Below are 25193 nucleotides of genomic sequence, written 5' to 3' on the forward strand. Positions count from 1 at the left end.
CAGGCGTACGCGAAGGACCGGCATCCTTCGTGACAGCGTGTTACTCTCGCCGAGTCGCCGGGCTGGAGCCCGTAGAGACAGCTGTGCCCCGGGCTGCTTGCGAGCAGAGGCAATCCCGGGGCTTATGTCATCCACGGTAGCACGCGGTGTCCGGCCGAGGGAGGCAAGGTCTGTGGATCAGCAGGAGGCTCGGCATCTGTACGGGGTGCTGACCCAGGCCAGGCTGCCTGAGTACGAGGCGTTCTGCGGGGGTGACCCGGTGGCCGCGCTGCGGCTGTTCTGCTGGAACACCGAGGTCGCGGCGGCCTTCTACGGCCCCCTGCAGCACCTCGAACTCGCCTTGCGCAGCGTGCTCGACCAGCGCATGTCCCACCTGTTCGAGCGTGAGGACTGGTGGGCTCACCCGCGGGCGGACCTGCACTACGGCGCCCAGGCGAAGATCAGGGAGGCCGTCCACCAGCTGGGCCGGCAGGGGCTGCGGGCCACGCCGCCGGAAGTGGTCGCCGAATTACCGTTCGGGTTCTGGGTGAGTCTGGTCGGGCGCGGCAACAACTACGACCAGCGGCTGTGGCGGGCCTCCCTGTACCGGGCGTTCCCCGGCTATCGCGGAGGGCGGCACGCGCTCCATCGGCGGCTGGACTTCCTGCGGGTGCTGCGCAACAAGATCGCTCATCATGCCCCCATCCACCATCGCCATCTGGAGGCCGACCATGAGGCGATCATCATGATGCTCGGCTGCATCGACGAGCCCTTGGCCCGGCTGGTGGCCCGTTACAGCCCGGTGCCCGCCGTGGTGGCCCTGCGACCGAGCCTGGGCTGAGCGCCCTCGGCCGCGCCGGCGAGGAAGGACGCCGATCGGCCACGCGGAGAACACCGCCAAGCGGGTCCGGTCGGCCTTGCGGCGGCCGGCGCGGTAGATCGCGGCGTCGCGAGCCGCTCGCCTCCAACCGATCGGCCGCCCCGATCGCCGCCGCGCCCGCTGTGCCTGCCGCCGTCCGTACGCCTCCGCCGACCGTATGTCTGGATTGCCATGCCATGACAGAAATGGTAATCATTTCCACGACATGAGGCCAGAGGAGAGGGCAGGGCACATCCGTTGATGAGCGAAAGCGGGCACCGGGTGCCGGTGCGGGCGGCGTGAAAGAGCTCTCCTGGCCCGTACGGCTGCTGCTGGTCAACCAGTTCGGCGTCAACACCGGCTTCTACCTGCTGGTTCCTTACCTGGCCGGCCACCTCACCAAGGATCTGGGCCTGTCGGCCGCGGTCACCGGCGTCGTCCTGGGGGTGCGTAACCTCAGTCAGCAGGGCCTGTTCCTGATCGGCGGCTCGGCCTCCGACCGGCTGGGCGCGCGTCGCGTGATCATCGCGGGGTGCGCGCTGCGCGCCGTCGGGTTCGGGCTGTTCGCGTTCGGCGTCACGCTGCCGCTGCTGCTGGCGGCGGCCGTGCTCAGCGGGCTGGCCGGCGCGCTGTTCAACCCGGCGGTCCGCGCGTACATCGCGGTGGCCGCGCCCGACAAGGCCAGGGCGTTCGCGCTGTTCAACGTGTACGCCCAGGCCGGGGCGCTGTGCGGGCCGGTGCTCGGCGGCGTGCTGCTGCTGGTCGGCTTCCGCGCCGCCGCGGTCGCCGCCGCCGTGATCTTCGTGGTGCTGACCGTCGCGCAGGCGTGCGTCCTGCCGGCGCGCGAGGTGACGCCGAGCGGCTCGTCCGTGCTCGGCGACTGGCGGCGCTGCCTGGCCGACCGCCGCTTCCTCGCCTTCACCCTGTCCCTCAGCGGCATGTACGCCCTGCAGAACCAGCTCTACCTGGTCCTGCCGCTCGCCGCCGAGCGGGCGACAGGCACGGCGGGCTCGGTGGCGCTGCTGTTCCTCGTGTCCACCGTGGCGACCCTGGCGCTCCAGGTGCGGATCACCACGTGGCTGGGGTCGGCGGTGAGCAGGGACCGCGCGATGGCGTGGGGCCTGGCCGTGATGGGCGCGGGCTTCCTCGTTCCCGCGCTGCTCCCGGGCATCGTCCCGGTGCTGGTCGCGGCGCTGGCGCTGGCTCTCGGCCTGATGACGGCCCAGCCGTTCGTGTACGAGCGCATCGGCGCCTTCGGCGGCGATGCGCTGGCCGGCACCTACTTCGGCGTCTTCTACCTGGTCTCGGGGATCGTCGCCGCGGCCAGCACCGCGTTGATCGGCTGGGCGGGCGCGGCCGGGTTCGTCGTGTGCGCGGCGATCGGCCTGGCCTGCGCGGCCGCCGTCCTGACCCTGGAACGCCGCACGGCTGTGCCCGCCTGAACTTCCCCGACCCGTATGAGACCGACCCGTACGAGACCGACCCGCGAAGGACCCCCAAAATGCGTGACCATCTCAGCCGCCGCGGCTTCCTCGCGGCGACCGCCGGAGCCGCCCTCCTCGCCGGATGCGGCACGGGCGGCGCGCCCTCCACCGGAGGGGGCAGGCTGCGTGCCGTGTTCGCCGGCGGCGGCGCCACCGAGGTGCTCGACCCGCACCTGGCCAACCTGTTCAACGAGGCCGCACGTGCCAAGGCCCTGTACGACAAGCTCGCCGACCTCGGCTCGGACGTCTCACCCCAGCCCCGCCTGGCCGAGAGCTGGGAGCCGGACGCCGGCTTCACCCGCTGGCGCGTCACCCTGAGGCAGGCGACCTTCCACGACGGCCGCCCGGTACGCCCCCAGGACGTCCTGGCCAGCTACGCGAGGATCACCGACCCGGGCAGGACGTTCCGGGCCAAGTCCAGCCTCGCCCTCATCGACCTGCGGAGCAGCCGGGCCGTCGGCGACCGGGTGGTCGAGTTCGGGCTCAGGCGGCCGTTCGCCGAGTTCCCGAACGTGCTGGCCGCCTTCGGCGCGTACATCGTCCCGGAGGGGACCACGGACTTCAGCAGGCCGGTGGGGTCCGGGCCGTTCTCCTTCGTGTCGTGGAAGCCGGGCAGCTCGGTGCTGCTCAAGCGCTACCCCGACTACTGGGAGGGCGCGCCGTCGATCGAGGAGCTGGAGCTCCTCATCGCCAACGAGGAGTCCGCGCGGGTGAACGCGCTGCTCGGCGGCCAGGTCCACTACGCCCACGACCTCTCCCCGGCCTCCGCCCGCCAGCATGCGGGACGCCTCACGATCGTCCGCGCGCCGGGCAGCTCGATGAACGCGTTCGCGATGAAGGTGGACCGCGCGCCGTTCGACGACCCGGACCTGCGGGAGGCGATGTTCTTGCTCACCGACCGGCGGCAGCTCGTCGACACCGTCATGCCCGGCGCCGGGCAGATCGGCAACGACCTGTTCGGCAAGGGCTACCTGCACTACGCCGACAGCATCCCCCAGCGTCCGTTCGACCTCGACCGGGCCAGGGCGCTGATCAGGAAGGCGGGCGCGGACGGGCTGCCGGTCGAGCTGACGACCTCCACGGCAGCGGCCGGCTTCGTCGAGGCGGCCACGGTCTTCGCCGACCAGCTGCGCGCCGCCGGGCTGAAGGCCACCATCGTGAGCGGCGACAAGGACACGTACTGGTCGGACATCCTGACCAAGGGCTCCATCGTCAGCTTCCGCTCGGGCGCGATGCCGATCGAGACCCACATCGCGCAGCGGCTGCTGTCCACCTCGACCACGAACGCCACCAAGTGGGCCAGGCCGGAGTTCGACGCCCTCTACCGCGAGGCCGTCTCCGCGCCGTCCGCGGCCGACCGGGAGGCCGCCTATCTGGGCATGCAGCGGATGCTGCACACCGAGGGCGGGCTGCTGGTGTGGGGGTTCGCCGACTGGATCGTCGCCACTTCGCCCGGCGTGACCGGCGTGCTCCCCGCGCCCGCCAACACCCTGGACTGGGCCAGGTTCGACAAGGTGCGGCTGGCGTGAGCCTGGCCCGTTACGCCGCCCGTCGCCTGGCCGTGGGGGTCGTTCAGGTCACCGGGGTCGCCTGCCTGGTGTTCCTGATGGTGGAGTCCCTGCCCGGCGACGCCGCGGTGGTGCTGGCGGGCGACCAGCCCGACCCGGAGCGGATCGCGGCCATCCGCGCCGCCCTCGGCCTGGACCGTCCCCTCGCCGAACGTCTCACCTCCTGGGCCCACGCCCTGGCGCGCGGCGACCTCGGCGCCTCGCTCGTCTCCGGCCGCCCGGTCACCGGGATCGTCCTGGACGCACTGGCCCCCACCGCCGTGCTGGCCGGACTCACCGTGCTGCTCCTGGTGCCCCTCGCGGTCGGTCTCGGGGTCGCCGCCGCCCGGCGCGAGGGCGGCAGGTTCGACCGGGCGCTGACCACGGTGAGTGCCGCGCTCTACGCGGTGCCGGAGTTCGCGCTGGCCATCGTGCTGGTGGCGGTCTTCGGCGTGGTGCTGGCGTGGCTGCCGCCGACCGGGCTCGGCGGGCTCACCGCCGCCGCGCTGGTGCTGCCGGTGTCGGTGCTGCTGGTCCGGCCCGTCTGCTCCACCGGGCGGCTGGTCCGCTCGGCGATGATCGACGTGCTGGCCTCGCCGTACGTGCGGCACGCCCGCCGCCTGGGGCTCAACGGGTTCGCGCACGCGCTGCCCAACGCGCTCGCGCCGGTCGTGCAGCACCTGGCCCGCACCGTCGACTGGCTGCTCGGCGGGGTGATCGTGGTCGAGGCCGTGTTCGTGATCCCCGGGCTGGGCCGCACGCTCGCCGACGCGGTCGGGCACCGTGACCTTCCCGTCCTGCAGGGGCTGGCGCTGCTGTTCGCCGCCACGACCGTGCTGGTGAACCTGGTCGCCGACGTCGTCTCGTTCCGGCTGGCGCCGCGCGCATGAGGTATCTGCTGCTCGCCGTGCCGCTGGTCGTGGCCTTCGCGGGGCCGCTGGTCCCGTACGAGGTGGCGCGTTCCGCCTCCTTCGCGGACGTGGGGCCGCTCGGCACGGACTTCGCCGGGCGCGACGTCTGGCACCAGGTGCTGCTGGGCGGGCGGGCCCTGGTCATGACCGCTGTCCTGGCCACCGTCGGCGCGTATCTGCTGGGCACGCTGTGGGGGCTGGCCGCGGCGAGCGCGCCCAGGGCGCTCGACGAGATCATGATGCGGCCGCTCGACCTGCTGATGGCGGTGCCGTCCCTGCTGCTGCTCCTGGTGGTGGCCGCGCTGGCTCCTGACGGCGTGCTCGTCTGGATCGTCATGCTGGTGCACCTGCCCGACATCGCCCGCCTGGTCCGCGCGTGCGCCCTGGAGGCGGGCAGCCGTCCGGCCGTGGAGGCCATGCGGCTGCAGGGCGAGGGCTGGTGGCGGATCACCGTCGGGTTCGTCGCCCGGTCCCTGGCCCGCGTGCTCGCCACCGACGCGGGCGCCCGGCTGACCGGCTCGCTCTATCTCATCGCCGCCGCGAGCTTCCTCGGCGTCGCGGGGCCGCCGGACGCGAGCGACTGGGCGGTGATGGTCGACCGCAACCGGGGCGGGCTCTTCCTCAACCCGTGGGCGGTGCTCGCCCCCGCCCTGATGATCGTCATGCTCGCCGTGGGGCTGAACCTCACCGTGGACCGCGTACTGAACAGGGCCCCTCATGCTGCACGTTGACGATCTGACGGTCGCCGTACCCGGGCGGACCCTGGTGGACGGGGTCAGCTTCGCGCTGCCCGCCGCGCGGACGCTGGCCCTGGTCGGCGCGTCCGGCAGCGGCAAGACCACCACCGCGCTCGCCCTGCTCGGCGAACACCCGCCCGGCGCCCGCGTGACCGGCCGCGTCACCGTGGCCGGACGCCGCATCGCCGCCGGCCAGCCCCCGCCGCCGGGAACCGTCGGATTCATCCCGCAACATCCCGCGAGCGTGCTCAACCCGGTGCTGCGCATCGGCACCGTGCTCCGCCGGCTCGCGGCGCGCCACGGCACCGCCGTGCCGGAGGCTCTGTCCAAGGCGCGACTCCCCGGCGACCGGGACTTTCTGCGGCGCTTCCCGCACCAGCTGTCCGGCGGGCAGCAACAGCGGCTCGTCCTCGCCCACGTCCTGCTGGCCGGCCCGTCCGTGATCGTCGCCGACGAGCCCACCACCGGCCAGGACGCCGTCACCCGGGCCGAGGTCGCCGCCGAGCTGTCCGGGCTCGGCGTCGCCGTCGTCCTGCTCAGTCACGACCTCGAACTGGTACGGGAACTGGCCGACCAGGTCGTCGTGCTGAAGGACGGCCGCGTCGTCGAGTCGGGCCCCACGGTCCTGGACCGCCCGCGTACCGCGTACGCCAGGGCTCTCGTCACCGCGCGCCCCCGTGAGCCGGAGTCCCGTGCGGAGCCGGTCGCCCTCCTGGAGATCGAGGACCTCGGCGCCGGGATCCTGCGCGAGGTGACCCTCGACGTGGCGCGCGGTGAACGGCTGGCCGTGGTCGGCCGCTCGGGCAGCGGCAAGACGACGCTGGCCCGCTGCGTGGCCGGGCTGCGCCCGTGGTCCTCCGGCGTCATCCGCCTGGCCGGCCGTCCGCTGCCCCGGCGGCGCGGCCGTGCCGACCTGGCCCGCGTCCAGTACGTCTTCCAGAACGCCCTGGCCTCGTTCGACCCCTACCGCGCTGTCGTGGATCAGGTCGCCAGGACCGCCGTACGCCTGCGTGGCCTGCCCGTGCCCGCCGCCCGGGAGGAGGCCGTCGAGACCCTCGCCGCGCTCGGGCTGGACCCCGGCGCCGGCCGGCGTCGGCCGCACGCGCTGTCCGGCGGCGAGCTCCAGCGCGCCGCCCTGGCCCGCGCGCTGCTCGCCCGCCCCGACGTGCTGATCTGCGACGAGATCACCTCGGGCCTCGACCCCGTCACCGAGGCCGAGGTGTTCGACCAGCTGACCGCCCTCGACGTGACCCTGATCGTCATCAGTCACGACCTGCCCTTGGCCGCGCGGATCGCCGACCGGGTAGCGGTCCTGCGCGACGGCCGGCTGGTCGAGCACGGACCCGCCGGGCAAAATTCCCTACCAAACCTACGGAAATAGTCTGCATTTGTCCGGAAGGTGTGCCATAGTCCCGGCATGAGCTTGGACGAGATCCGCCCCATGAGCGCCCGTGCTCACTCTCCCATGACGGCCGCCATCTCGACCGCGCGCTGGATCAGGTCCGCCGCCGTGGACGACGAGCACGGCAGGCACTGGCGGGCCAACCCGGACCGGCACGGCAGGCCGGCGCTGCGGCCGCGGCCCCGGTCCCTGTACTCGGGCGCGGCCGGGGTGGTGCTGTTCTTCCTGGAGCTGGCCGCCGCCACCGGGCAGGAGGCGTACCTGGAGGACGCGCGGCAGGGTGCGCACTGGCTGGCGGCCACCTGGCGGCGGGAGGACGACCTCACGCTGCACCACGGGCTGACCGGCACGATGATCGCGCTGATGGAGGCCGGCTGGGCGCTCGGGGACGACCGGCTCGACGCCGAGGCGGCGGCCATCGCCGACCTGGTCGTCGCGAGCGGGCACGCCCGGGTGGACGGCTTCGGCTGGACGTTCGACCCTGCCCAGCTCGGCGACGGGGGCATCGTGCTGGGGCTGCTGCGCGCCGCCGCCCGGTTCGGCGAGCCCGCGTACGAGGAGGCGGCCGTCAGCGCGGGCCTGCGCATCGCGGGGCTGCCCGTGCCCGGCCGCCGGCACGGGGGCCTGGACGGGCTGCCCTCCGACGCGGTCGCCCCCGGTTTCCTGACCGGTTCGGCCGGGATCGCCTTCCTCATGGCCCGCCTGTACGGGGTGACCGGGGACGAGCGATTCCTCCGCGCCGCCCGCAGCGGGGCCGGATTGGTACGCGAGGTGAGCGTGACGGGCGGCGACCGGGCGCTGGTCCCGCACCACGTGCCGCGCTCCGGGGAGCTGTACTACGCGGGGTTCTGCTCGGGTGCGGCCGGGGTGGCGAGGATGTTCTACGAGCTGTACCGGGTGACCGGCGACCCCGAGGACCTGGACTGGGTGGAGCGGCTGGCCCGCGGCGTGGTCGACAGCTCCGCCCCGCCGCGCCGTACGCCGGGCTACTGGAACTCGGCCTGCCAGTGCTGCGGCACGGCCGGGCTGGTGGAGCTGTTCGTGGGGTTGTGGGCGGTCACGGGGCGGTCCTCCTGCCTGGAGTTCGCCCGCACCCTCGCGGCCGACCTGGTCGCCAGGGCCGACGATCACGACGGACGCGGTTACCGCTGGTACCAGGCCTACCGCCGGGTGCGGCCCGGCGAGGTGAGCGCGGACACCGGCTACATGGTCGGCGCGGCCGGCATCGGGGCGGCCCTGCTGCACCTGGACGCGGCCGGGCAGCCGGACCGGGCGCGCCGGGTGCTGCTCCTGCCGGACAATCCGTTCCCCGCACTTCCATTTCCATGTATATCCAGTAGGGATAGTTGACTATAAGGGGAGCGGCGGGTAGCGTCGTGATCATGAACCACGCGGTGGGCAGGATCGTGGTGATCGGCGCGGGACCGGCCGGGACGTGCGTCGTGGACAGGATCTGCGCCGGGGCCCCGCAGCCGGGCGGCGGGCGGACGGTCGAGGTCCACGTGGTGGACCCCGCCGCGCCCGAGTGCGAGACGCCGTACGGCGTCCAGGTGCACGTCCATCGCGACCGGGCGATCGGGCTCACCGAGTCGGCGGGCCGGCAGCTCGTACGCCTGCTGGGCGGCCTGACCCTGGAGGCGGACGCCGTGGTGCTGGCCCACGGCCGCCCCGGGTCAGGGGAGCATGACGTCGCCGCCCGGGACGGGCTGCTCCACCTGCCCGGCGGCCCCGGCCACGACCTGGAGAACGTCCCTGCGGGCGAGCCGGTGCTCGTGCGCGGCGCGGGACGGGCGTTCACCGACCTGCTGGCGCCGCTCACCGTCGGGCGCGGCGGCCGCTTCACCCAGGGACGCCAGGGCGAGCCGGTCTACCTGCCCGGCGGCTTCGAACCCCTCCTGTACGTGGGCTCGCGGCGCGGCGTGCCGCACCACGCCCGTCCCGGATACGAGCCGGCCGGGGAGGCGCGGGCGCGGCGGTTCCCGTACGAGGGCGACGAGCGGCAGGCGACGGCCAAGGAGCTGGCGTACGCCTACTACCGGGAGCTGTTCACCGCACACCCGTCCCGTACGAGAACGACGTGGGCGGCGTTCGAGCCCGCCTTCGTCCGCGCCGAACCGGGCGGCAGGGAGATGCGCGCGCTGGTGACCAGGTCCGTGCCGCGCTTCGCCGACCGGCTGCACCTGGACCGGCTCGCCCGCCCGCTGCGCGGCATGCGCTTCGGCGACCTCGCCGGGCTGCAACGGTGGATGCACGGCTTTCTCGCGGCCGACCTCGAACGGCGGGCCGACCCCGCCTTCAGCCCCGACCTGGCGCTGATCCGCGCGCTGCGGGACGCGCGCCCCCGCATGGCCGGCGATCCGTGGTTCGAGGACCTGTTCGGCCTGCTGGCCGACGGCCCGTCCCTGGCCCGCCAGGCCGAGCTGCACGCCCTGGCCAGGGCGGGGATCGTCACGTTCATCGGGGCCGAGCCGCGCATCGAGCAGGACGAGGACGGCTGGCGGGCGAGCGGCCCCACCGTTCCCGGCCTGACGCGGGCCCGGACGCTCATCGAGGCGCGGCGGCTGCCGTCCGGGCCGGACGGCTGCGCCGACCCGCTGCTCGCCGGCCTGTACGCCCGGGGCGAGGCCCGTCAAGCGGCCGGCCTCCTGGACGTACGCCTCCCCGACGGCCGGCTGATCACCGGAGACGGCTCCGTCCACGACCGCCGCTTCGCCCTGGGCTCCCTGACCGCCGCCGGTGGGTTCGCGACGCTGCTGCGCCGGGCCGACGCGGTGGCACGGGCCGTGCTGTCCCAGGTCTCCGAGGCCCTGGTGCACGCGGCGGCCTGACCAGAGCCCGGACGACGTAGCCGAGGTGATCGCGGAGACCTTTTCCTCCCCTGCTCACGGGACGCCTACATCCGAGGGGGAGACGCTGGTCCGCCGTGCGCGTCGGTGAAGGTGGCGCCGATCTCCGCCAGCCGTTCGGCCGCGTAGCCGGGGTCGATCAATGCCTCGGGGGTGTGGAGACCGGGCTGCACGGGGGCGCCGCGCAGGCCGAGCAGCCGTTCGACGCCGAGGGCGACGCCGAGCGCTGTCAGGGGGCGCTGTCCCTGCGGGTGGAGGAGGTAGTGGCTCGTCCTGAGGGGTGCGCCGGTGCGATCCACGCCTTCGAGGTCGATTCTGACCTCCGCGGAGCTGGGTCCGCCGCGCCGCCTGCCTGCCGATTCGCCGATCGCGAAGGCGACGCGGACGTTGGCCGCGCCGGTCGCGACGGCCAGGCTCGGTACGTCGAGGATGGGGACGAGCCGGCCGGGTAGCAGGGTGCCGTCGATGCTGGTGATCTCCACCTGCGCGTCGGGGCCGCTGAGCCAGTCGAAGACGCCGTCGCGGCGGACGGGTGCCGCCGAAGCGGCGGCCAGCAGGCGTGCGACGTCGGCCACGGCCGCGGGTCCGCCGCCGTCCTGTTCGTCCAGCACGCCGGTGACCTCGATGGTGTCGAGCCGGTCGAACTGCCTGGCGAGGGCGAGCGTGGCGAGGACGACGGTTCCCGCGTACCAGTGGCCGGCCAGCAGGATCGGCGCCGCGCCGGCTCGCTGTCCGGCGGCGGCGACCTCGGGTCCGATGTCGTTGAGGCCGTTGGAGATGCTGACGTACGGCAGGCCGTGGTCTTGTGCGTAACGCAGTCCGTTCAGGTGGCTGTCCCACAGCGCTGCCACGACCGCCGAGTAGCCGTCGGTCGGCTGGAGGCCGAGGCCGTCCCGGCGCACGTCGATGGTCACGGCGGTCGCGCCGCCGAGCTCGTCGGCGACCCGCCGGGCGCGGCCGAGATCGCGGGCCGCGATCGTCAACGGCAGCTCCGGGTGCCACCGGCGCAGGAGGGCCGCGGTCTCCGCGCCCACCTCGCCGGACCCGCCCATGATCAGTACGGAGTGCTCCACAGTGGTGTCCTCTCCCTAACCTACAATCTGTAAGTTACATTTTGTAGCTTACGATGGGAGGTAACGCAAGGGAGGACGATGACCACGGGATCGACGCGCCTGTCCAGGCCGGCCAGACGGGAGCAACTGCTCGACACCGCCATGACGATCGTGCGCGCTCACGGCACCGACAGCCTCACGCTGCTCAGCCTGGCGGAGGCCGCCGGAGTGAGCAGGCCGATCGTCTACGACCACTTCGGCACCCGCCCCGGCCTGCTGATCGCGCTCTACCGGCGGCTCGACGAGCGGCACCGGGCCGCCCTGGAGGAGGCCCTGCGCGACGCCCCGGCCGTCCCCCGCGAGATCGCCCGCGTCCTGAGCGCCGCCTACTTCGCCTGCGCCACCGACATGCCCGAGTGGACCGCCATCTCGGCCGCGCTGAAGGGCAACCAGGAGATGGAGGCGGTCGAGCGCGAGTTGCTCGACGGCTTCGCGGACCTGATGGCCACCGCCCTGCGGCCGTACTCCGGGCTCACCCGGGAAGCCCTCCGGCTGCGCTGCGTCGGCGCGCTGGGCGCAGCCGAGGCGATCGCCGCGGAGCTCAACCGGGAGCGGGCGGTCGTCGCCGATGCCATCGCGGCGCTGACCGACCTGATCCTCGGCGGCATCGACGCCGGAGCCCGGGGCTGACACTGACGCGCCTGCAGATCCTGTTGCGTGCTTGTGTTGACAAAGCATGGTTGCAAAAGACAAGCTTGCTGCTCGTTCGGCCACCAGGCCGTCCGCCCGGCTGTCGAAGGAGCCCCCCATGCCTGCCCGCAAGATCACCGCTGGACTGTTCGTCGCGCTGGACGGGGTCGTGGAAGCGCCGGAGACCTGGCACTTCCCCTATCTGAACGAGGAGATGAGCGCGGCGGTCGGCCAGATGTACGCCGAGGCCGACACGCTGCTGCTGGGCCGCGTCACCTACGAGGCGTTCGCCGCCGTCTGGCCGCACCAGACCGGGGAACTGGCCGGAGCGATCAACGGCATCCGCAAGCTCGTCGCCTCCACCACCCTCACGACGGTCGCATGGAGCAACGCGGCCCTCGTCGAGGGCGACGTCGTCGCCGCGGTGAAGGAGCTCAAGGGGCAGCCGGGCGGCACCGTCACCCTGGCGGGCAGCATCAGCCTGGTCCGCGCGCTCCTGCGCGCCGGGCTCCTGGACGAGCTGCGTCTGCTGATCCACCCGCTCGTGGTCGGCACCGGGAAGCGCTTGTTCCCTGAAGGCACCGCCCCCGTGCCACTGAAGCTCACCCGGTCGGCCACCTTCACCACCGGCGTGCTCGACCTGACCTACCAGCCCGCCTGACCCACCCCCTGATCAGAACGGAAGACCCCGATGAACGACGTCCGGACCGGGACGCTGCAGGTTCCCGGCGCATCGGTGTCGGCGCCGCCTCAGGCGACGGGGATCCGCCAGGGACGCGGACGCTGATGAGGGGGTGAGCCGCTCAGGCGTGGAGGGTGGGCAGCCCGTCGGTGAACACTCGTGCGTCGACCTGGTCCAGGGCGACGCGCAGTGCGCCGAGCGCGACGCTGTCGGCGCCGAGGACGGAGGCCCGGATCTCGGGGACGCGCAGGCAGAGGCGGCTGAGCTCCCGTTCGAAGGGCCCGATGAGAAGGTCGGCGGAGCGGGAGTAGCCGCCGCCGAGGATGACGACCTGCGGGTCGAGCGTCAGCACGAGGGCCGCGGCGCCCACGGCCAGGTCCTTGACGTAGCGGCGCAGCGCCTGGCGGGCGTGGCGGTCGCCCTCGCGGGCGCGTTCGAAGACCCAGGCGGCCTTGTCGTTGGGGTGGATGCCCTCGGGCACCCCCGGGCAGTTGTCGATGTGGGAGGGCGCCGCGAGCCAGCGGACCGCCTTCAGCGCGCCGATCTCACCGGCCGCTCCTCCGTAGCCGCGCCGCAGAGTGCCGTCGAGGATGAGGCCCGCGCCGGTGCGCATGCCCGCCAGCAGGTAGACGATGTCGTCGGCGTCCTGGGCGGCGCCTTTCCAGCGTTCGGCGACGGCGGCGAGCTTGCAGTCGTTCTCGACCAGGATCGGGCAGGTGAAGCGGGCCGACAGGTGCTCGGCGGGCGAGACGCTCGCCCAGCCGGGCAACGGGGTGAACAGCGTGGTGCGGCCGGTGGCGTCGACCGGGCCGGTCACGCCGACCGTGACCGCCCAGATCTGATCGGGCCGCATCCCTGCGCCCGACAGGCACTGGGTGATGGCGGTGTCGAGGGCCTGGAGCCGCGCCGCGGGGTCGGCGTCCGGCTCGACCGGGAGCCGGTGGCTGTGCAGCACCTGCCCTTCGAGGTCGGCGAGCAGGACGAGGATCTTGTGGCCGCCGACGTCGACGCCGAGCACGTGCCCGGCGCCGGCGTTGAAGCGGTAGCGGCGGGCGGGGCGGCCGACGCTGCTGCCGTCGGGCTCGACGACCTGCACCCATCCGTCGGTGACCAGCCCGCGGACCACGACGTCGGTGCCGGGCCGGGACAGGCCCGTGCGCTGGGCGAGCTCGGTGACGGTCACGGGTGGCTGGCCGCGCATCGCCCGCAGGATGCCGAGCGAGTTGATCTCGCGCAGTCTGCTGACGTCCGCCCCGGCCGCCTCCAGCACCCCTGCACCCCCCGATTATGCTTCGTTTCAGCGTAATTCTAGCGCCCTGTCAGGAGATCGGATACTGCTGCCCCGGCCCCAGCGCGGGGGCGAAGTCCACGGTACGGCCGTCGATGACGAAACTGTAGCGGCCCGTACGCACGATCTCCGGCTGCTCGGCCAGGTAGGCCGTCAGGTGCGCGAGCTCGTCGGCGCTCAGCCAGGAGGGCGGGTCGGAGACCGCCTTGAAGCCGCAGATCGCGGCCAGGTCCCGCAACCAGCCCATCTGCGTCTCGGTGAGCAGGTTGAGCCGGCTGCGGAAGTACACGATGTCCGGGTCGACCTGGAGCAGGGGTGACTGCCACAGCCGGTGCAGCGTGTTGACCAGGGCGTTGTAGGCCATGGCGTCCGAGGGGTCGTCGGTGGCGTAGTTGGTCCACAGCGGGGCGACGTCGGGGCCGCTGCGCAGCCCGTCGGCCAGGCCGAGCGAGGGCAGCAGCGGGGCGCCGCTGCCGAGCAGGTAGACCTCCGGGCCCGCGACGCGCCGGATCAGGGCGAGCGCGTCCCGGTAGGCCTGCTCGCGGGGCGCGCCGGAGTGCCGGACACCGGGGACCGCTCCGGCGTTGACGAAGTCGAGCTTGAGGTAGGTGAAGCCCCACTCGTGCACGACCCGGTGGATCAGCTCGGTGAGGTGGTCCTGTACGGCGGGGTGGGTGAGGTCCAGGGCCCAGTAGGAGGTGCCCCAGTTGTGTCCCGCGACGACCGGCTGCCCGTCGCCGTCGCGCAGCAGGAACTCGGGGTGCTCGCGGGCGGTCCGCGACGTGGGCAGCACGATGAACGGGGCCAGCCACAGGCCCGCCCTCATCCCGGCGGCGGCGATGCGGTCGGTCAGGGCGCGCATGCCGGAGGGGAACTTGTCGTTGGGCTCCCAGTCCCCGACGGCCACCTCCCAGCCGTCGTCGATCTGGGCCACGTCGTACGGCAGGCCCGCCAGCGCGGCGAGATCCTTGTTCAGCACCTGCTCGCTGACGCCCTCGTAGTAGGCGTACCAGGTGCACCAGACGTTGCCGGCCTGCCGGTCGCTGCTGCCGAGCCGCGCCGCGAGCTGGTCGGTGTAGCGGGCGAAGACCTCCTGTTCGGGGCCGTAGGCCAGGAACCAGGGGGCGCCGTCGTCCTCGTACCAGCCGGCCAGGGTGTCGAGGTCGGCGGACAGGCGGGGGGTGCCCAGCCCGAGCGAGCCCAGCAGCAGCACCTGCCCGTCGTCGCCCTGCAGCGCGGCCACGGCCGAGGAGTGGTGGCGGGCGGGATCGTCCCAGATCGTGTCGTCCGCGGTCAGCCGCCGCCGCGGGTCGGCGATCCGCAACGGGGGCTCGCTGAGGCGGCGCCACCCGCACGGGCTCCAGGAGTTCTGGCCATGCCGGTAGAACAGGGCGTCGGCGAGACCGTGCAGGATCGCGACCCGCCCGGACGGCAGGACGAGACCGCCGGCGACGGGCGTGGGGGGCTCGGAACCGGTGAGCTCGATCGCGAATTCACGACCGGCCAGGTCGACGAGCAGGGGCATGGTTCTCCTTCGAGCAGCAGATGGTGAAACGTCAGGCGAACAGGGCGTTGACCTGCTGGTTGGCCTTCTTCAGCGCCTCGGCGGGCTCGATCTGGCCGAGGATGACCGCCTGCAGGGCGTCCTGGACGATCTGGCTGATCTCGGTGCCGTGGTCGGTGATCGGCAGCAGGAACGTGCCGCCCGGGGTCTTGGTGTAGTCCACGTACACCTGCACGTCACGGCCCTTGGCCTGGTGGGCGGCCAGCGCCTTCTCCGCCGAGGTCTTGATCGCGGGGAACACGACGGCGTCGGCGGCCACCACGTCCTGGCAGGCGGCCGAGCCGAGGTACTTCACCCACTTCCACGCGGCGTCCTTGTGCTCGGTGCCCGCCCAGATGGCGTCCGAGAGGCCGTTGATGGCGCTCTTGCGGGTCCCGGCCGGGCCGACGGGCAGCGGCGCGAGCGCGAACTTGTGCTGGGCGCCGTCACCCATGTACGTGTTGATGGTCCAGGAGCCGGCGATCGTGAGCGCGGCCTTGCCGGAGTTCATCACGGCGTCGATGCCGAGCGTCGACTGCTTGTCGAAGCGGGGCGCGTACCCCTTGTCGGTCATCGCCTTGTACCAGCCGATGGTCTCGATCAGCTTGGGGTCGTCGTACTTGTACCGGGTGCCCCAGGGGTTCTTGTCGAGGTAGGTGAAGCCGTTGGCGGCGGCCAGTTCGCCCCAGCCGTTCTGGCCCTGGGAGCCGTCGTTCCATTCCGGCTGGTATCCGTGGACGGCGACGTGGTTCTTGTCGAAGTCCGGGTCCAGGCCGTTGCGGCCCTTGTCGTCGACGGTGAGCTTGGCGATGACCTGCTCGAAGGTGCCGCCGTCGGTGGGGTTCCAGGTCAGGTCGGTCAGTTCCTCGGGCTTGACGCCGGCCTTGGCGAGCAGGTCGGCGTTGTAGACGATCGCCTCGGTGTCCCAGTCCTTGGGCAGGCCGTAGCGCCGGCCGTCCTTGGTCCACAGGTCGGCGAGGCCGTCCTGGTACTGGGTCAGGTCGACCTTGTCGGCCTCGACGTAGGGCTGGATGTCGAGGATCTGCCGGCTGGAGACGAACTGCGGGTAGTACGACACCTGGTTGGTCCACACGTCGGGGGCCTCGCCGGCGGCCAGCTGCGTGGTCAGGTTCTGCCAGTACTGCGCCCAGGCCGTCTGGGTGATCTTGATGGTGATGTTCGGGTTCGCCTTCTGGAAGGCGTCGGCGCAGGCCTGGTAGGAGGCCAGCTGGTTGTCGTCCCACAGCCAGTAGTCGAGGGTGACCTGGCCGCCCCCGTCGCCGCCCGCCTGCCCGCCGGTCTCCGAACCGCCGCAGGCGGTGAGCGTGGTACCCGCCAGCAGCGCGCACAGCGCCGCTCCTGCCAGCTTCTTGTTGATCATGGGAGGTGCCTCTTCCTGGGGGGTGGGGCCGAGGGCCCAGAAGTTGCCTCTTGCCTTGGTGGCTCTCTCGAATAATGATGTGGCTCATCGAATATTTGTCAAGGCCGACTCATAATTGCCTTGGCGATCATCCTGTGGAGGCTTCGATGGTCCACACCCCGACCGGCCGGCCCGCCCGGATGGCGCTCGCCGCCCTCCTGGCCGCGACCGTCACGGCGCTGCCCGCCCCGACCCCGGCCTCGGCCGCCGGACCGGGCTGGCGGAGCCTGGCGGCAGGGCAGGCCGCGAACGCCAACCCGCTGAAGGGCTTCATCCCCTACGCCGGCGCCTACACGACGTTCCCGCACTCGATGGAGTGGTTCTACCTGCCGCTGAACGCGGTGATGACCGGCGCGCACCGCTTCGACTGGCGGGCGCTCGACGAGCAACTGGACGCGATCGCCGGCCGGGGCCACCAGGCGGCGTTCCGCTTCTACCTGGACTATCCGGGCAAGCCCAGCGGCGTCCCACGGTTCCTGCTCGACCAGGGCCTGCTGACCCGGCCGTACGACGACTTCGGCAACGACGGGCAGAGCGTGTCGCCCGACTACGACGACCCGAACCTGGCCGCCGCGCTCGACCGGTTCATCGCCGCGCTCGGCCGCCGCTACGACGGCGACCCGCGGATCGGGTTCGTCCAGCTCGGCCTGCTGGGCTTCTGGGGCGAATGGCACACCTGGCCCCACAACGGCGACCCCGGCACGGAGAACTGGTTCGCCTCCCAGGCCGAGCAGCTCAGGGTGCTGAACGCCTACGACGACGCCTTCGACCGGACCCGGCTCATGGTCCGCTACCCCGGTGCCGACAACAAGGCGCACGACCTGGGCTATCACGACGACTCCTTCGCGTACTCCACCCTGCCGGGCCCCGGCTGGCACTTCATGGACCTGATGCGGCAGGCCGGCACCACCGACAAGTGGCGCACCAACCCCAACGGCGGCGAGCTGCGGCCCGAACTGCAGGGCTGCCTGTTCAACACGCCTGTGGACTGCCCCGGCGACGGGGACAAGGACTTCGGGGCGAGCGTCGCCCAGACGCACGCCACCTGGCTGCTGAACCACCACGCCTTCAGCCCCGGATACACCGGCGCCGCCTACGACCAGGCGCTGAAGGGCGCGAAGTCGCTGGGCTACGAGCTGAGGGTCACGGCGGTGCGGACCGAGCAGCGGGGGCGCGGCCTCGACCTCGCCGTACGGATCAGCAACGACGGCGTCGCCCCGTTCCCCTACGACTGGCCCGTCCAGGTGGCCGCGGCCGGTCGGGACGGGCGGATCGCCCGGACCTGGACGACGTCATGGAAGCTGACCCGGGTCATGCCCGGCGAGCCCGCCGAGCTCACCGCGTCCCTGCCGCTCGGGCTGCCGAAGGGCGACCACACGCTGGTCCTGCGGGCCGCCAACCCGTTGCGGAACGGGGTGCCGCTGCGCTTCGCCAACGCCGACCAGGACACGACCGTTCCCGGCTGGCTGACCCTCGGGCGGATCAACGTCTCCTGACCACGAAAAGGGGTGCGGCTCCGGCCGCACCCCGCTCCGTCACTTGATGCCGGAGAAGTTCATCGACTGGACCAGCCGTTTGCCCAGGAAGACCAGCAGGATGAGGACCGGGATGACGGACAGCACCGACCCGGCCATGATGCCGGTCCAGTCGGGCCCCCGGTTCGGCGACTGCTGGAGGAACACGCCCAGCCCGACGGTGAGCACCCGGGTGGCCTCGCCCTTGCCCACCAGCAGCGGCCACAGGTAGTCCTTCCAGCTCCACACGACCGTCGTGAGCCCGATGGTGATCAGCGGGCCGCGGCTCATGGGCAGCACGATCCTCCAGAACATCCCCCACCGGCCGATGCCCTCCAGCGTCGCGGCCTCCTCCACGTCCCGGGGGATGGACAGGAAGAACTGCCGCAGGAAGAACACCGCGAACGGCGTCATCAGCAGGCCGGGCAGGACCAGCCCCGGGATGGTGTTGAGCAGGTCCAGCTGCTTGACCAGCACGAAGTTGGGCAGGATCGTGAAGATCGGCGGCACCATGAGCGCGGCGACGATGACGGCGAAGGCCACGTCCCTGCCAGGGAAGCGCAGCCGCGCGAAGGCATAGCCGGCCATGGCGCAGCAGAAGGTCTGCACGACGGCGATCAGGCCGCTGTAGATGAGCGAGTTCATCGTGTACAGCAGGAAGTTCAGCTGCGCGCCCGATCCGCCCGCGGCTCTGGCCGTCCCGGCGTCGACCAGCCCCAGCACCCGCGCGAAGTTGATCAGGGTGGGGTGGTCGGGCCACAGCCCGATCGAGTCGGTGTAGAGGTCGCCCGCCGGGGTCAGGGCGGTGCGGACCATCCAGTAGAAGGGGAAGACGGTGAGCACGACCGCGACGAGGAGGGCGAGCCAGGCGGCCCTCCTGCCGATCTTCATGCCGGAGAACATCCGAAGCTCCTTAGCCCAGGTCCGAACGCGACGCGCGCAGCATCCGCAACTGCAGGGTCGTCAGCACGCCGAGGATGACCACGAGGACCATCGCCAGGGCGGAGGCGTATCCCATGTCGAAGTAGGTGAAGGCCCGCTGGTAGATGTAGTAGTAGATGACCCGGGTCTCCGGGATCGGCGCCTTGCCGCCGTACACCACCGCGACCGTGTCGAAGATCTGGAACGAGCCGATCAGCGACACCACCAGCACCAGGGCCAGGATCGGCCGCAGGAGCGGCAGCGTGATCGAACGGAACATGCGCCATTCGCCCGCGCCGTCCATCGCCGCGCCCTCGTACAGGTGGGGCGGGATCTGCAGCATCCCCGCGTAGAGCAGCAGTGCCGTGTAGCCCGTGAAGGTCCAGGTGTTGACCAGGGCCACCAGGGGCATCGCCCAGTCCGGCGCGTTGAAGGACAGAGTCGTGTCGAGGCCGGTCAGGCCGATGAGATGGTTGACGAACCCGAGGTCGGGGTCCAGTAGCCAGGCCCACAGCAGGCCGATGGTGACGTTCGGCACCAGCCAGGGCACCAGGAGCGTGGCGCGCAGCACGACCGACCGGGTCAATCGGTGCATCAGGGCGGCCAGGCCGAGCGCGAGCAGCGTCTGTGAGGCGATGTTCACGACGACGTAGTAGCCCGTGACCTTGAGGGCGTTCCAGAACTGGCCGTCGCTGACGAGCTGGCGGTAGTTGTCGGCGCCGACGTACTCGGGGTCGGCGAGCAGGCTGTAGTCGGTGAACGAGTACCAGATGCCGCGGGCCGTCGGATAGGCGTAGAAGACCGCGAAACCGACGATCACCGGCAGCAGGAACAGCCACGCGGCACGGCGGTCGTCCCGTGGTCGCCGCGGGGAGCGGCCATGCCGGCCGAGAAGCCCTTGGCGCTGGCCGGTCCCGGCATCGAGTCGTGTCCCCACCGCTTGCATGGACGCTCCCTGTCGACTGCCACTGGCCGGCGTTCCGTGCGGCCGGTCTGGATAATAATGATGCGATCTAGCGATAGTTTGTCAAGGGCTCATCATATTTACGGGCGCAGCGGCGGAGTGGGGTTCTTTCGGGGTGCTTACGTCTCCCGGCGCGCTCTTCGGGCGGGTGCCGGGCGGGCGCATCATGGCGAGCACCAACACCAAGAGAAGGGCTCGTCGCGATGGGACTTCATCGGGTCGCCGCGGTCGCGGGGTTCGTGTCAGGGCTGTTGATCGTGGTCAACGCGGCGCGCAGGGGCGGGCTGGTCGCGGAGACGGACTTCACGCACGCCATCGCGCCGTTCGGGGCGCTGACGGGGCTGCTCGCCGTCACCGGGATCTACCTGGTCATCCGGCACCGGGCCGGGGCGCTGGGGCTCGTCGGGTACGTGCTCAACTCGGCCGGGCTGGCCGGGGCGTTCGCGGTCGAGTACATCCTGCACTACGTGTTCCCGTACCTGGGCGCGGGGACGGTGGCCGCGCTGCTGACCGGCATGACCGGGACGGCGTTCCTGGTCACGTCCGCGGTGCTGGTGATCGGTGTGGTGGTCTTCGGGGTGGCCGCCGTCAGGAGCGGGACGATGCCCGTCGTGGGGGTGGTGCTGTACGTCGCGGGGATGCTGCCCGGGTCGCTGCGGAACCTGGTGCCCGTGCCGCTGTATCTGGGCGGGCTGGTCGTGGCGGCCGTCGGGGTCGTCTGGATGTCGGCCCGGCTGTGGTCCGTGGGGGCGGCGGGGGAGACGGGCGCGCTGCGGCGTACGACGCGGCGGGGCGTCACGCCCTGACGCTGACGACGATCGGCCGGGCCGGAGACGCGACGAGGGCCTTCCGCAGCTGTGGTCGGCTCTCGTCGCCGGCCCGCGCGCCCGCAGGCCTGCTGCCGGCGGCCGGCGGCCGGCGGCCGGCGGTCGGCGGCTAATCTGGTCGGTCAGCTTGAGGGCGGCTGCGACAGAGCCGCCAGAAGTCGGTCGACCTTGGCGTCGATCTGCGCAAACTGGGTTTCGATCAGGTCTTTCAGACGGTGCTCAAGCTGGTCGAGGTTCTCCTTGGTGGCCGGCGAAGCCTTGCCGGCCATGATCTCCCCGAAGACGGGCTCGGTGTACTCGACGAACTCCTGCCGGATCGTGATGGGCAGTTGTTCTATCGCGGTCTTGAGGTCTCCCAGCTCGGCGCCGAGCCTGAAGGCGGTCGCTTCGAGGCGTTGAACGCGATCGGCGAGTTGCGCGCGATGCTGGGGTGCAGTCATGTGACCGATCGTAGTTTGAGGGTGCCCTCTTTTCGGCCGGAGCCGGTGAAGAGGACATGCCCGGCGATGGGAGCTCTGGCGAGATCAAGATCTATGGACCGGGCCACCCGGCGAACCGCGCGCGGCGAGCACCGCCCAGCCCGCCGCCGCCACGACCACCAGCCCCGCCCGCGTCCGCTCGTCATGCAGCCGGGTGACCCGGCTCCAGGAGCCCGAGCATCAGCGCCACGACCAGCATGACCTGCAGCCCGTGCAGGCCGACGAAGTGCGGGATGCGCAGGCCCCCGCCGACCGTGCTCCAGTCGGTGAGCGGCAGCCCGGGGCCGCCGTCCGGACGCCCACGTTGTGCTGCGCGTCCAGAGGGCCGGCGTGCCCGGCTGGTCGTCGGCGCCGTGCTGGTCCTGGGACTGGCGCGGCGATGAACGCGACAGATGTGCGGGCGCGCCGACTTCGCCCTTCTCAACGGATACTCCTCGCGCGACTATCCGTCACCACCGGAATCTTGGAAAAGCCGAAAACTGGACACACCCAACAGGCCGACTAGAAGTGCGATGCCGAAACTGTGACATGGGGGGACGTGCCTTCCGGAACCCGCTGTACCGCGCGGCGCTCTGTGCCAAACTCGCGTCACCGCAGCTCTCTCGTGACACGGGGTGGCCCATATGAAATGTGGATTTCGCCGGATATGCCGTGCATCGCTGATATGGCTGCTTATTCCGGTAATGCTGGTCGGTTGCGACCGCAAGAACAGAGACACGGCGTCCCACCAGCCGAGCACCTCTCATGACAAGATCACATCGAGCGCCGAACCTAGCGGCAGGTCCGACGGCGACGAGCCCGGGATCACCATCGAGGTCCCGATCGAGGTGGACGGCAACTCGGACAACAACAAGCAGGACAGCGGCTCGGGCAACAGCAAGCAGGACAGCGGATCCGAGCAGAACCCCAAAGCGGAAGAACCGGAACCCGACCCCACCGAGGACGCGTTCCGATCCGTCAGCGCGGGCGATTGCCTGCCTGTCTACCGCACCGGCTACGGCGACGACTGGAGTCAGTCGAAGCCACCCGAATCGGTCTCCTGCCGCGGCAACTATGCCGGCCTCTTCTATGTCACCCGAACCGGAGGCAGCGGCCTGATCTGTCCCAACGGCCGCGCCGAGGACTCTTGGCGCTACTACTCCGCCATGTCGAAACAGACCACGACACTCTGTCTCAGGCGGATCTGGGTGAAGAATTACTGCGTACTCGCGATTGATTCCGGGGACCAAAGCCTGTCTGTCGGCCTGTCGACCGCCGTGGGCTGCAACGCCGACCGCGTGCCCAAGCCCTACAACCGGATCGTGGTCGTCTCGGACGTCTACCGGGCTCCGCCGGACGCCCACGTCGGCTACTGCAAGAAGAATCAGTACGACAATCGCATGTACTGGATGGTCCTGGTGTCCGGCGGCGAGGACATGGTCTGTTTCACTGACCCGAACGCCTGACAGAACTGCCTGGCCTCAGGACTGTAGGGATCGAGGTCACCCGCCTCTGCGGTGACGTGCTCGCGCTCGACCGCGTCTCGCTCGGCATCAAGGGGCGAGCTGGTCGGGCTGATCACCGCCACCTCAAAACCAACTAAACAAGTAGGACTTGACGGTTTTAGGCGGGCTGTGTTGAGCTGGGGGCGGCTGACGGACGTGAGAAAGGCCCCGGCTCATGCATGTGGAGTCCCGTCCCTTATCGATCCCGCCCCTGCCGGTCGCCGGCTTCGACCCGCTGGACGACCCGGTGCGGGCCTCGCTGCTCGGGGCGCACGCGCACCTCGCGGAGCGGCGCGGCCGGGTGCTGCGCTACCCCCTCGACGTGGCCCCGTTCCTGTCGATGCCGCACGACCCGGGCCCCGCCGACTGGCAGGACGCGGCGGCGCTGGCGGGCGAGGGCGGCGACGTGCCGCTGACCGGCGCGGCGCCGGCGCCGCCGCCGGGCTGGGAGGAGGCGGCGAGCATTCCCGGCGTCCAGCTCACCGGCGAGCACGTCGCGGGGAAGCACGACCCCGATGTGGTACGGCTGGGGGCGGCGGACGTGCCCGAGATGCTCGACCTCGTCGCGCGGACCAGGCCGGGCCCGTTCCGGCCGCGTACCGTCGAGCTCGGCGTCTACCTCGGCATCCGGCACGGCGGCGCGCTGGTGGCCATGGCGGGGGAGCGGCTGCACCCGCCGGGCTGGACCGAGATCAGCGCCGTCTGCACCGATCCCGCCCACCAGGGACGGGGGCTGGCGACCCGGCTGGTGCTCGCGGTCGCCGCGGGCATCCGCGATCGCGGCGAGACGCCGTTCCTGCACGCCTCCGCCGCCAACACGCACGCGATCGGCCTGTACGAGCGGCTCGGCTTCCGCCTGCGCCGCACCACAGAGTTCCGCACCGTACGGGTTCCCGCACGCGGCCGGAACGGGGGCGGCTCATGACGTTGCCCGAGGTCCAGGCCCCCGTCCAGCAGGAGGCGGACCGGCCGCTGGAGGTGGTGACCGCCCGCCGCCCGCTGCGCTGGCTGGCCGCGGCCGGCGTGCTCGTAGTGCTGGCCATGGCCGCCAGCGCCCTGATCACCAACCCCGCCTGGGAGTGGGAGGTGGTCGGACAGTATTTGTTCGCGCCGTCGGTGGTGCGCTCGGTGCTGCTCACGCTGGAGCTGACCGCGCTCGGCATCGGGCTCGGCTTCGCCCTCGGCACCGTGCTGGCGCTGATGCGCCTGTCGCCCAACCGGCTGCTGTCGTCGGTGGCCTTCGGCTACGTGTGGCTGTTCCGGTCGGTGCCGCTGATCCTGCAACTGCTGTTCTGGTACAACCTGGCGCTGCTCTATCCGCGGCTGTCGGTCGGGGTGCCGTTCGGCCCGGCGTTCTTCGACTTCGGCACCATGGACCTGATCGGGCCGCTTACGGCGGCGGTGCTCGGGCTGGCGCTGCACCAGGCCGCCTACGCCGCCGAGATCGTCCGCGGCGGGCTGCTGTCGGTGGACCACGGGCAGCGGGAGGCGGCCGCCGCCCTCGGACTGCCCCCGGCGCGGCGGCTGTTCCGGATCATCCTGCCGCAGGCCATGCGGACGATCGTCCCCAACGCCGGCAACGAGATCATCGGCCTGGTCAAGGGCACCTCGGTCGTCTACATCATGGCGCTGCCCGAGCTGTTCTACCAGGTCCAGGTGATCTACAACCGCAACGGCCGGGTGATGGCGCTGCTGCTGGTCGCGGCCGTCTGGTACCTGGTCCTGACCACCGCCCTGTCGATCGTCCAGCACTACGTGGAACGGCACTACGGCAAGGGGCGCGCATGAACGCGATGGTCGAGCTGCGCGGCGTACACAAGAGCTTCGGCCCGCTGCACGTGCTGCGCGGCGTGGACCTCGACGTGGCCCACGGCCAGGTGCTGGTCGTCCTGGGACCGTCCGGGTCCGGCAAGTCCACCCTGCTGCGCGTGATCAACCACCTGGAGAAGGTCGACCGCGGCTCGGTGCGGGTGGACGGGCGGCTGCTCGGCTACCGGCAGGCCGGCGACCGCCTGCACGAGCTGCCCGAACGCGAGGTGCTGCGCCAGCGCACCCAGATCGGCTTCGTCTTCCAGTCCTTCAACCTGTTCCCGCACCTCACGGTCCGGCAGAACGTCACCGAGGCGCCCCTGTCGGCCCAGCGCAGGCCGCGCGCCGAGGTCGAGCCGCTGGCCGAGCGGCTGCTGGCCCGCGTCGGCCTGGCCGGCAAGGCCGACGCCTACCCGCGCACCCTGTCGGGCGGGCAGCAGCAGCGCGTCGCCATCGCCCGCGCGCTCGCCCTCGAACCCAAGCTGCTGCTGTTCGACGAGCCGACCTCCGCGCTCGACCCCGAGCTGGTGGGCGAGGTGCTCGACGTCATCAGGGACCTCGCCCGCGCCGGCACCACCATGATCGTGGTCACCCACGAGATCGGGTTCGCCCGCGAGGCGGCCGACGCGGTGGCGTTCATGGACGCCGGCCGCGTCGTCGAGCTCGGCCCGCCCGCCCAGGTCCTCGACGCCCCCGTGCACGAGCGCACCCGCGCCTTCCTCGCCAAGGTCCTCTGACACCCCCAAGGACGACAG

The 25193-nt window shown here is 71.8% G+C and carries 24 protein-coding genes; 16 read left to right on the forward strand and 8 right to left on the reverse strand.

Annotated elements, in window-relative coordinates; genetic code table 11:
* Positions 1–172: 172 nt before the first annotated feature.
* The 8 genes from ABD292_RS14910 (at position 173) to ABD292_RS14945 (ending at position 9747) form a co-directional block, all read left to right on the forward strand.
* Positions 173–820 carry a hypothetical protein gene (locus tag ABD292_RS14910; protein WP_344207780.1) on the forward strand — a complete coding sequence of 216 codons (648 nt, stop codon included), beginning with the start codon at positions 173–175 and terminating at the stop codon, positions 818–820.
* A gap of 317 nt (positions 821–1137) precedes the next feature.
* Positions 1138–2280 (forward strand): MFS transporter, encoded by a 1143-nt coding sequence (locus ABD292_RS14915; protein ID WP_344207781.1) that lies wholly within the window; start codon positions 1138–1140, stop codon positions 2278–2280.
* 59 nt (positions 2281–2339) lie between these two features.
* Entirely contained in the window at positions 2340–3851 is a 1512-nt protein-coding gene (locus ABD292_RS14920; protein WP_344207782.1) for an ABC transporter substrate-binding protein, read from the forward strand.
* Entirely contained in the window at positions 3848–4759 is a 912-nt protein-coding gene (locus ABD292_RS14925; RefSeq protein WP_344207783.1) for an ABC transporter permease, read from the forward strand. The genes ABD292_RS14920 and ABD292_RS14925 overlap by 4 nt, the downstream gene beginning before the upstream one ends.
* The gene (locus ABD292_RS14930) at positions 4756–5511 is read left to right on the forward strand and encodes an ABC transporter permease (RefSeq protein ID WP_344207784.1); all 756 of its coding nucleotides are present in this window, start codon (positions 4756–4758) and stop codon (positions 5509–5511) included. The genes ABD292_RS14925 and ABD292_RS14930 overlap by 4 nt, the downstream gene beginning before the upstream one ends.
* The gene (locus ABD292_RS14935) at positions 5498–6898 is read left to right on the forward strand and encodes an ABC transporter ATP-binding protein (protein ID WP_344207785.1); all 1401 of its coding nucleotides are present in this window, start codon (positions 5498–5500) and stop codon (positions 6896–6898) included. Before ABD292_RS14930 ends, ABD292_RS14935 begins: the two co-directional genes overlap by 14 nt.
* A 36-nt stretch (positions 6899–6934) precedes the next feature.
* A complete protein-coding gene (locus ABD292_RS14940; RefSeq protein ID WP_344207786.1) occupies positions 6935–8269 on the forward strand; it encodes a lanthionine synthetase LanC family protein in 1335 nt (444 codons plus the stop codon).
* A gap of 32 nt (positions 8270–8301) precedes the next feature.
* Entirely contained in the window at positions 8302–9747 is a 1446-nt protein-coding gene (locus ABD292_RS14945; RefSeq protein ID WP_344207787.1) for an FAD/NAD(P)-binding protein, read from the forward strand.
* Between the two features lie 65 nt (positions 9748–9812).
* Here ABD292_RS14945 and ABD292_RS14950 read toward each other — a convergent pair whose 3' ends face one another.
* Complete coding sequence (locus ABD292_RS14950) at positions 9813–10838, reverse strand: Rossmann-fold NAD(P)-binding domain-containing protein (RefSeq protein ID WP_344207788.1); 1026 nt, start codon at positions 10836–10838, stop codon at positions 9813–9815.
* 78 nt (positions 10839–10916) lie between these two features.
* Here ABD292_RS14950 and ABD292_RS14955 point away from each other — a divergent pair, with 78 nt between their 5' ends.
* Complete coding sequence (locus tag ABD292_RS14955) at positions 10917–11507, forward strand: TetR/AcrR family transcriptional regulator (protein WP_344207789.1); 591 nt, start codon at positions 10917–10919, stop codon at positions 11505–11507.
* 118 nt (positions 11508–11625) lie between these two features.
* A complete protein-coding gene (locus ABD292_RS14960; protein ID WP_344207790.1) occupies positions 11626–12168 on the forward strand; it encodes a dihydrofolate reductase family protein in 543 nt (180 codons plus the stop codon).
* A gap of 142 nt (positions 12169–12310) precedes the next feature.
* On the opposite strand, the gene ABD292_RS14965 is transcribed toward ABD292_RS14960, so the two are convergent.
* The 3 genes from ABD292_RS14965 to ABD292_RS14975 are packed head-to-tail and all read right to left on the reverse strand — an operon-like array spanning position 12311 to position 16401.
* Positions 12311–13459: an ROK family transcriptional regulator gene (locus tag ABD292_RS14965; RefSeq protein WP_344207791.1), complete on the reverse strand. Its 1149-nt coding sequence runs from the start codon at positions 13457–13459 to the stop codon at positions 12311–12313.
* 49 nt (positions 13460–13508) lie between these two features.
* A complete protein-coding gene (locus ABD292_RS14970) occupies positions 13509–15002 on the reverse strand; it encodes a glycoside hydrolase family 36 protein (protein WP_344207792.1) in 1494 nt (497 codons plus the stop codon).
* Positions 15003–15033: 31 nt separating this feature from the next.
* Positions 15034–16401 carry an ABC transporter substrate-binding protein gene (locus tag ABD292_RS14975; RefSeq protein ID WP_344207793.1) on the reverse strand — a complete coding sequence of 456 codons (1368 nt, stop codon included), beginning with the start codon at positions 16399–16401 and terminating at the stop codon, positions 15034–15036.
* A gap of 146 nt (positions 16402–16547) precedes the next feature.
* On the opposite strand from ABD292_RS14975, the gene ABD292_RS14980 reads away from it, so the two are divergent.
* The gene (locus tag ABD292_RS14980; protein WP_344207794.1) at positions 16548–17936 is read left to right on the forward strand and encodes a DUF4832 domain-containing protein; all 1389 of its coding nucleotides are present in this window, start codon (positions 16548–16550) and stop codon (positions 17934–17936) included.
* A 39-nt stretch (positions 17937–17975) separates the two neighbouring features.
* Here the strand turns inward: ABD292_RS14980 and ABD292_RS14985 are convergent, their stop codons facing one another.
* Together ABD292_RS14985 and ABD292_RS14990 are read right to left on the reverse strand one after the other, a co-directional pair.
* Positions 17976–18857, reverse strand: a complete 882-nt coding sequence (locus tag ABD292_RS14985) for a carbohydrate ABC transporter permease (RefSeq protein WP_344207795.1) — start codon at positions 18855–18857, stop codon at positions 17976–17978.
* A 10-nt stretch (positions 18858–18867) separates the two neighbouring features.
* Positions 18868–19821, reverse strand: coding sequence for a carbohydrate ABC transporter permease (locus tag ABD292_RS14990; protein ID WP_344207796.1), 954 nt, complete (start codon positions 19819–19821; stop codon positions 18868–18870).
* A 221-nt stretch (positions 19822–20042) separates the two neighbouring features.
* On the opposite strand from ABD292_RS14990, the gene ABD292_RS14995 reads away from it, so the two are divergent.
* A complete protein-coding gene (locus tag ABD292_RS14995; protein WP_344207797.1) occupies positions 20043–20645 on the forward strand; it encodes a hypothetical protein in 603 nt (200 codons plus the stop codon).
* A gap of 143 nt (positions 20646–20788) precedes the next feature.
* Here the strand turns inward: ABD292_RS14995 and ABD292_RS15000 are convergent, their stop codons facing one another.
* Together ABD292_RS15000 and ABD292_RS15005 are read right to left on the reverse strand one after the other, a co-directional pair.
* A complete protein-coding gene (locus ABD292_RS15000) occupies positions 20789–21106 on the reverse strand; it encodes a hypothetical protein (RefSeq protein WP_344207798.1) in 318 nt (105 codons plus the stop codon).
* Positions 21107–21287: 181 nt separating this feature from the next.
* A complete protein-coding gene (locus tag ABD292_RS15005) occupies positions 21288–21569 on the reverse strand; it encodes a hypothetical protein (RefSeq protein WP_344207799.1) in 282 nt (93 codons plus the stop codon).
* Between the two features lie 259 nt (positions 21570–21828).
* Here ABD292_RS15005 and ABD292_RS15010 point away from each other — a divergent pair, with 259 nt between their 5' ends.
* The 4 genes from ABD292_RS15010 to ABD292_RS15025 all read left to right on the forward strand — a co-directional run bounded on the left by ABD292_RS15010 (position 21829) and on the right by ABD292_RS15025 (position 25175).
* Positions 21829–22590, forward strand: coding sequence for a hypothetical protein (locus ABD292_RS15010; protein ID WP_344207800.1), 762 nt, complete (start codon positions 21829–21831; stop codon positions 22588–22590).
* A 214-nt stretch (positions 22591–22804) separates the two neighbouring features.
* Entirely contained in the window at positions 22805–23554 is a 750-nt protein-coding gene (locus tag ABD292_RS15015) for a GNAT family N-acetyltransferase (protein ID WP_344207801.1), read from the forward strand.
* Positions 23551–24417, forward strand: coding sequence for an amino acid ABC transporter permease (locus ABD292_RS15020; protein ID WP_344207802.1), 867 nt, complete (start codon positions 23551–23553; stop codon positions 24415–24417). The genes ABD292_RS15015 and ABD292_RS15020 overlap by 4 nt, the downstream gene beginning before the upstream one ends.
* Positions 24414–25175, forward strand: coding sequence for an amino acid ABC transporter ATP-binding protein (locus tag ABD292_RS15025; protein WP_344207803.1), 762 nt, complete (start codon positions 24414–24416; stop codon positions 25173–25175). The genes ABD292_RS15020 and ABD292_RS15025 overlap by 4 nt, the downstream gene beginning before the upstream one ends.
* The last annotated feature ends 18 nt before the right edge of the window (positions 25176–25193 follow it).

It is taken from the genome of Nonomuraea bangladeshensis (assembly GCF_039529455.1).
Classification (GTDB): domain Bacteria; phylum Actinomycetota; class Actinomycetes; order Streptosporangiales; family Streptosporangiaceae; genus Nonomuraea; species Nonomuraea bangladeshensis.

What these genes read in the sequence shown, in the direction of transcription:
- ABD292_RS14955 (WP_344207789.1), top strand. Translation starts at nt 10,917, where the DNA reads ATGACCACGGGATCGACGCGCCTGTCCAGGCCGGCCAGACGGGAGCAA.
- ABD292_RS14975 (WP_344207793.1), bottom strand. Translation starts at nt 16,401, where the DNA reads ATGATCAACAAGAAGCTGGCAGGAGCGGCGCTGTGCGCGCTGCTGGCG.
- ABD292_RS15025 (WP_344207803.1), top strand. Translation starts at nt 24,414, where the DNA reads ATGAACGCGATGGTCGAGCTGCGCGGCGTACACAAGAGCTTCGGCCCG.
- ABD292_RS14990 (WP_344207796.1), bottom strand. Translation starts at nt 19,821, where the DNA reads ATGCAAGCGGTGGGGACACGACTCGATGCCGGGACCGGCCAGCGCCAA.
- ABD292_RS15000 (WP_344207798.1), bottom strand. Translation starts at nt 21,106, where the DNA reads ATGACTGCACCCCAGCATCGCGCGCAACTCGCCGATCGCGTTCAACGC.
- ABD292_RS15020 (WP_344207802.1), top strand. Translation starts at nt 23,551, where the DNA reads ATGACGTTGCCCGAGGTCCAGGCCCCCGTCCAGCAGGAGGCGGACCGG.
- ABD292_RS14980 (WP_344207794.1), top strand. Translation starts at nt 16,548, where the DNA reads ATGGTCCACACCCCGACCGGCCGGCCCGCCCGGATGGCGCTCGCCGCC.
- ABD292_RS14945 (WP_344207787.1), top strand. Translation starts at nt 8,302, where the DNA reads ATGAACCACGCGGTGGGCAGGATCGTGGTGATCGGCGCGGGACCGGCC.
- ABD292_RS14920 (WP_344207782.1), top strand. Translation starts at nt 2,340, where the DNA reads ATGCGTGACCATCTCAGCCGCCGCGGCTTCCTCGCGGCGACCGCCGGA.
- ABD292_RS15015 (WP_344207801.1), top strand. Translation starts at nt 22,805, where the DNA reads ATGCATGTGGAGTCCCGTCCCTTATCGATCCCGCCCCTGCCGGTCGCC.
- ABD292_RS14995 (WP_344207797.1), top strand. Translation starts at nt 20,043, where the DNA reads ATGGGACTTCATCGGGTCGCCGCGGTCGCGGGGTTCGTGTCAGGGCTG.
- ABD292_RS14970 (WP_344207792.1), bottom strand. Translation starts at nt 15,002, where the DNA reads ATGCCCCTGCTCGTCGACCTGGCCGGTCGTGAATTCGCGATCGAGCTC.
- ABD292_RS14985 (WP_344207795.1), bottom strand. Translation starts at nt 18,857, where the DNA reads ATGTTCTCCGGCATGAAGATCGGCAGGAGGGCCGCCTGGCTCGCCCTC.
- ABD292_RS14940 (WP_344207786.1), top strand. Translation starts at nt 6,935, where the DNA reads ATGAGCTTGGACGAGATCCGCCCCATGAGCGCCCGTGCTCACTCTCCC.
- ABD292_RS14960 (WP_344207790.1), top strand. Translation starts at nt 11,626, where the DNA reads ATGCCTGCCCGCAAGATCACCGCTGGACTGTTCGTCGCGCTGGACGGG.
- ABD292_RS14930 (WP_344207784.1), top strand. Translation starts at nt 4,756, where the DNA reads ATGAGGTATCTGCTGCTCGCCGTGCCGCTGGTCGTGGCCTTCGCGGGG.
- ABD292_RS14935 (WP_344207785.1), top strand. Translation starts at nt 5,498, where the DNA reads ATGCTGCACGTTGACGATCTGACGGTCGCCGTACCCGGGCGGACCCTG.
- ABD292_RS15010 (WP_344207800.1), top strand. Translation starts at nt 21,829, where the DNA reads ATGCTGGTCGGTTGCGACCGCAAGAACAGAGACACGGCGTCCCACCAG.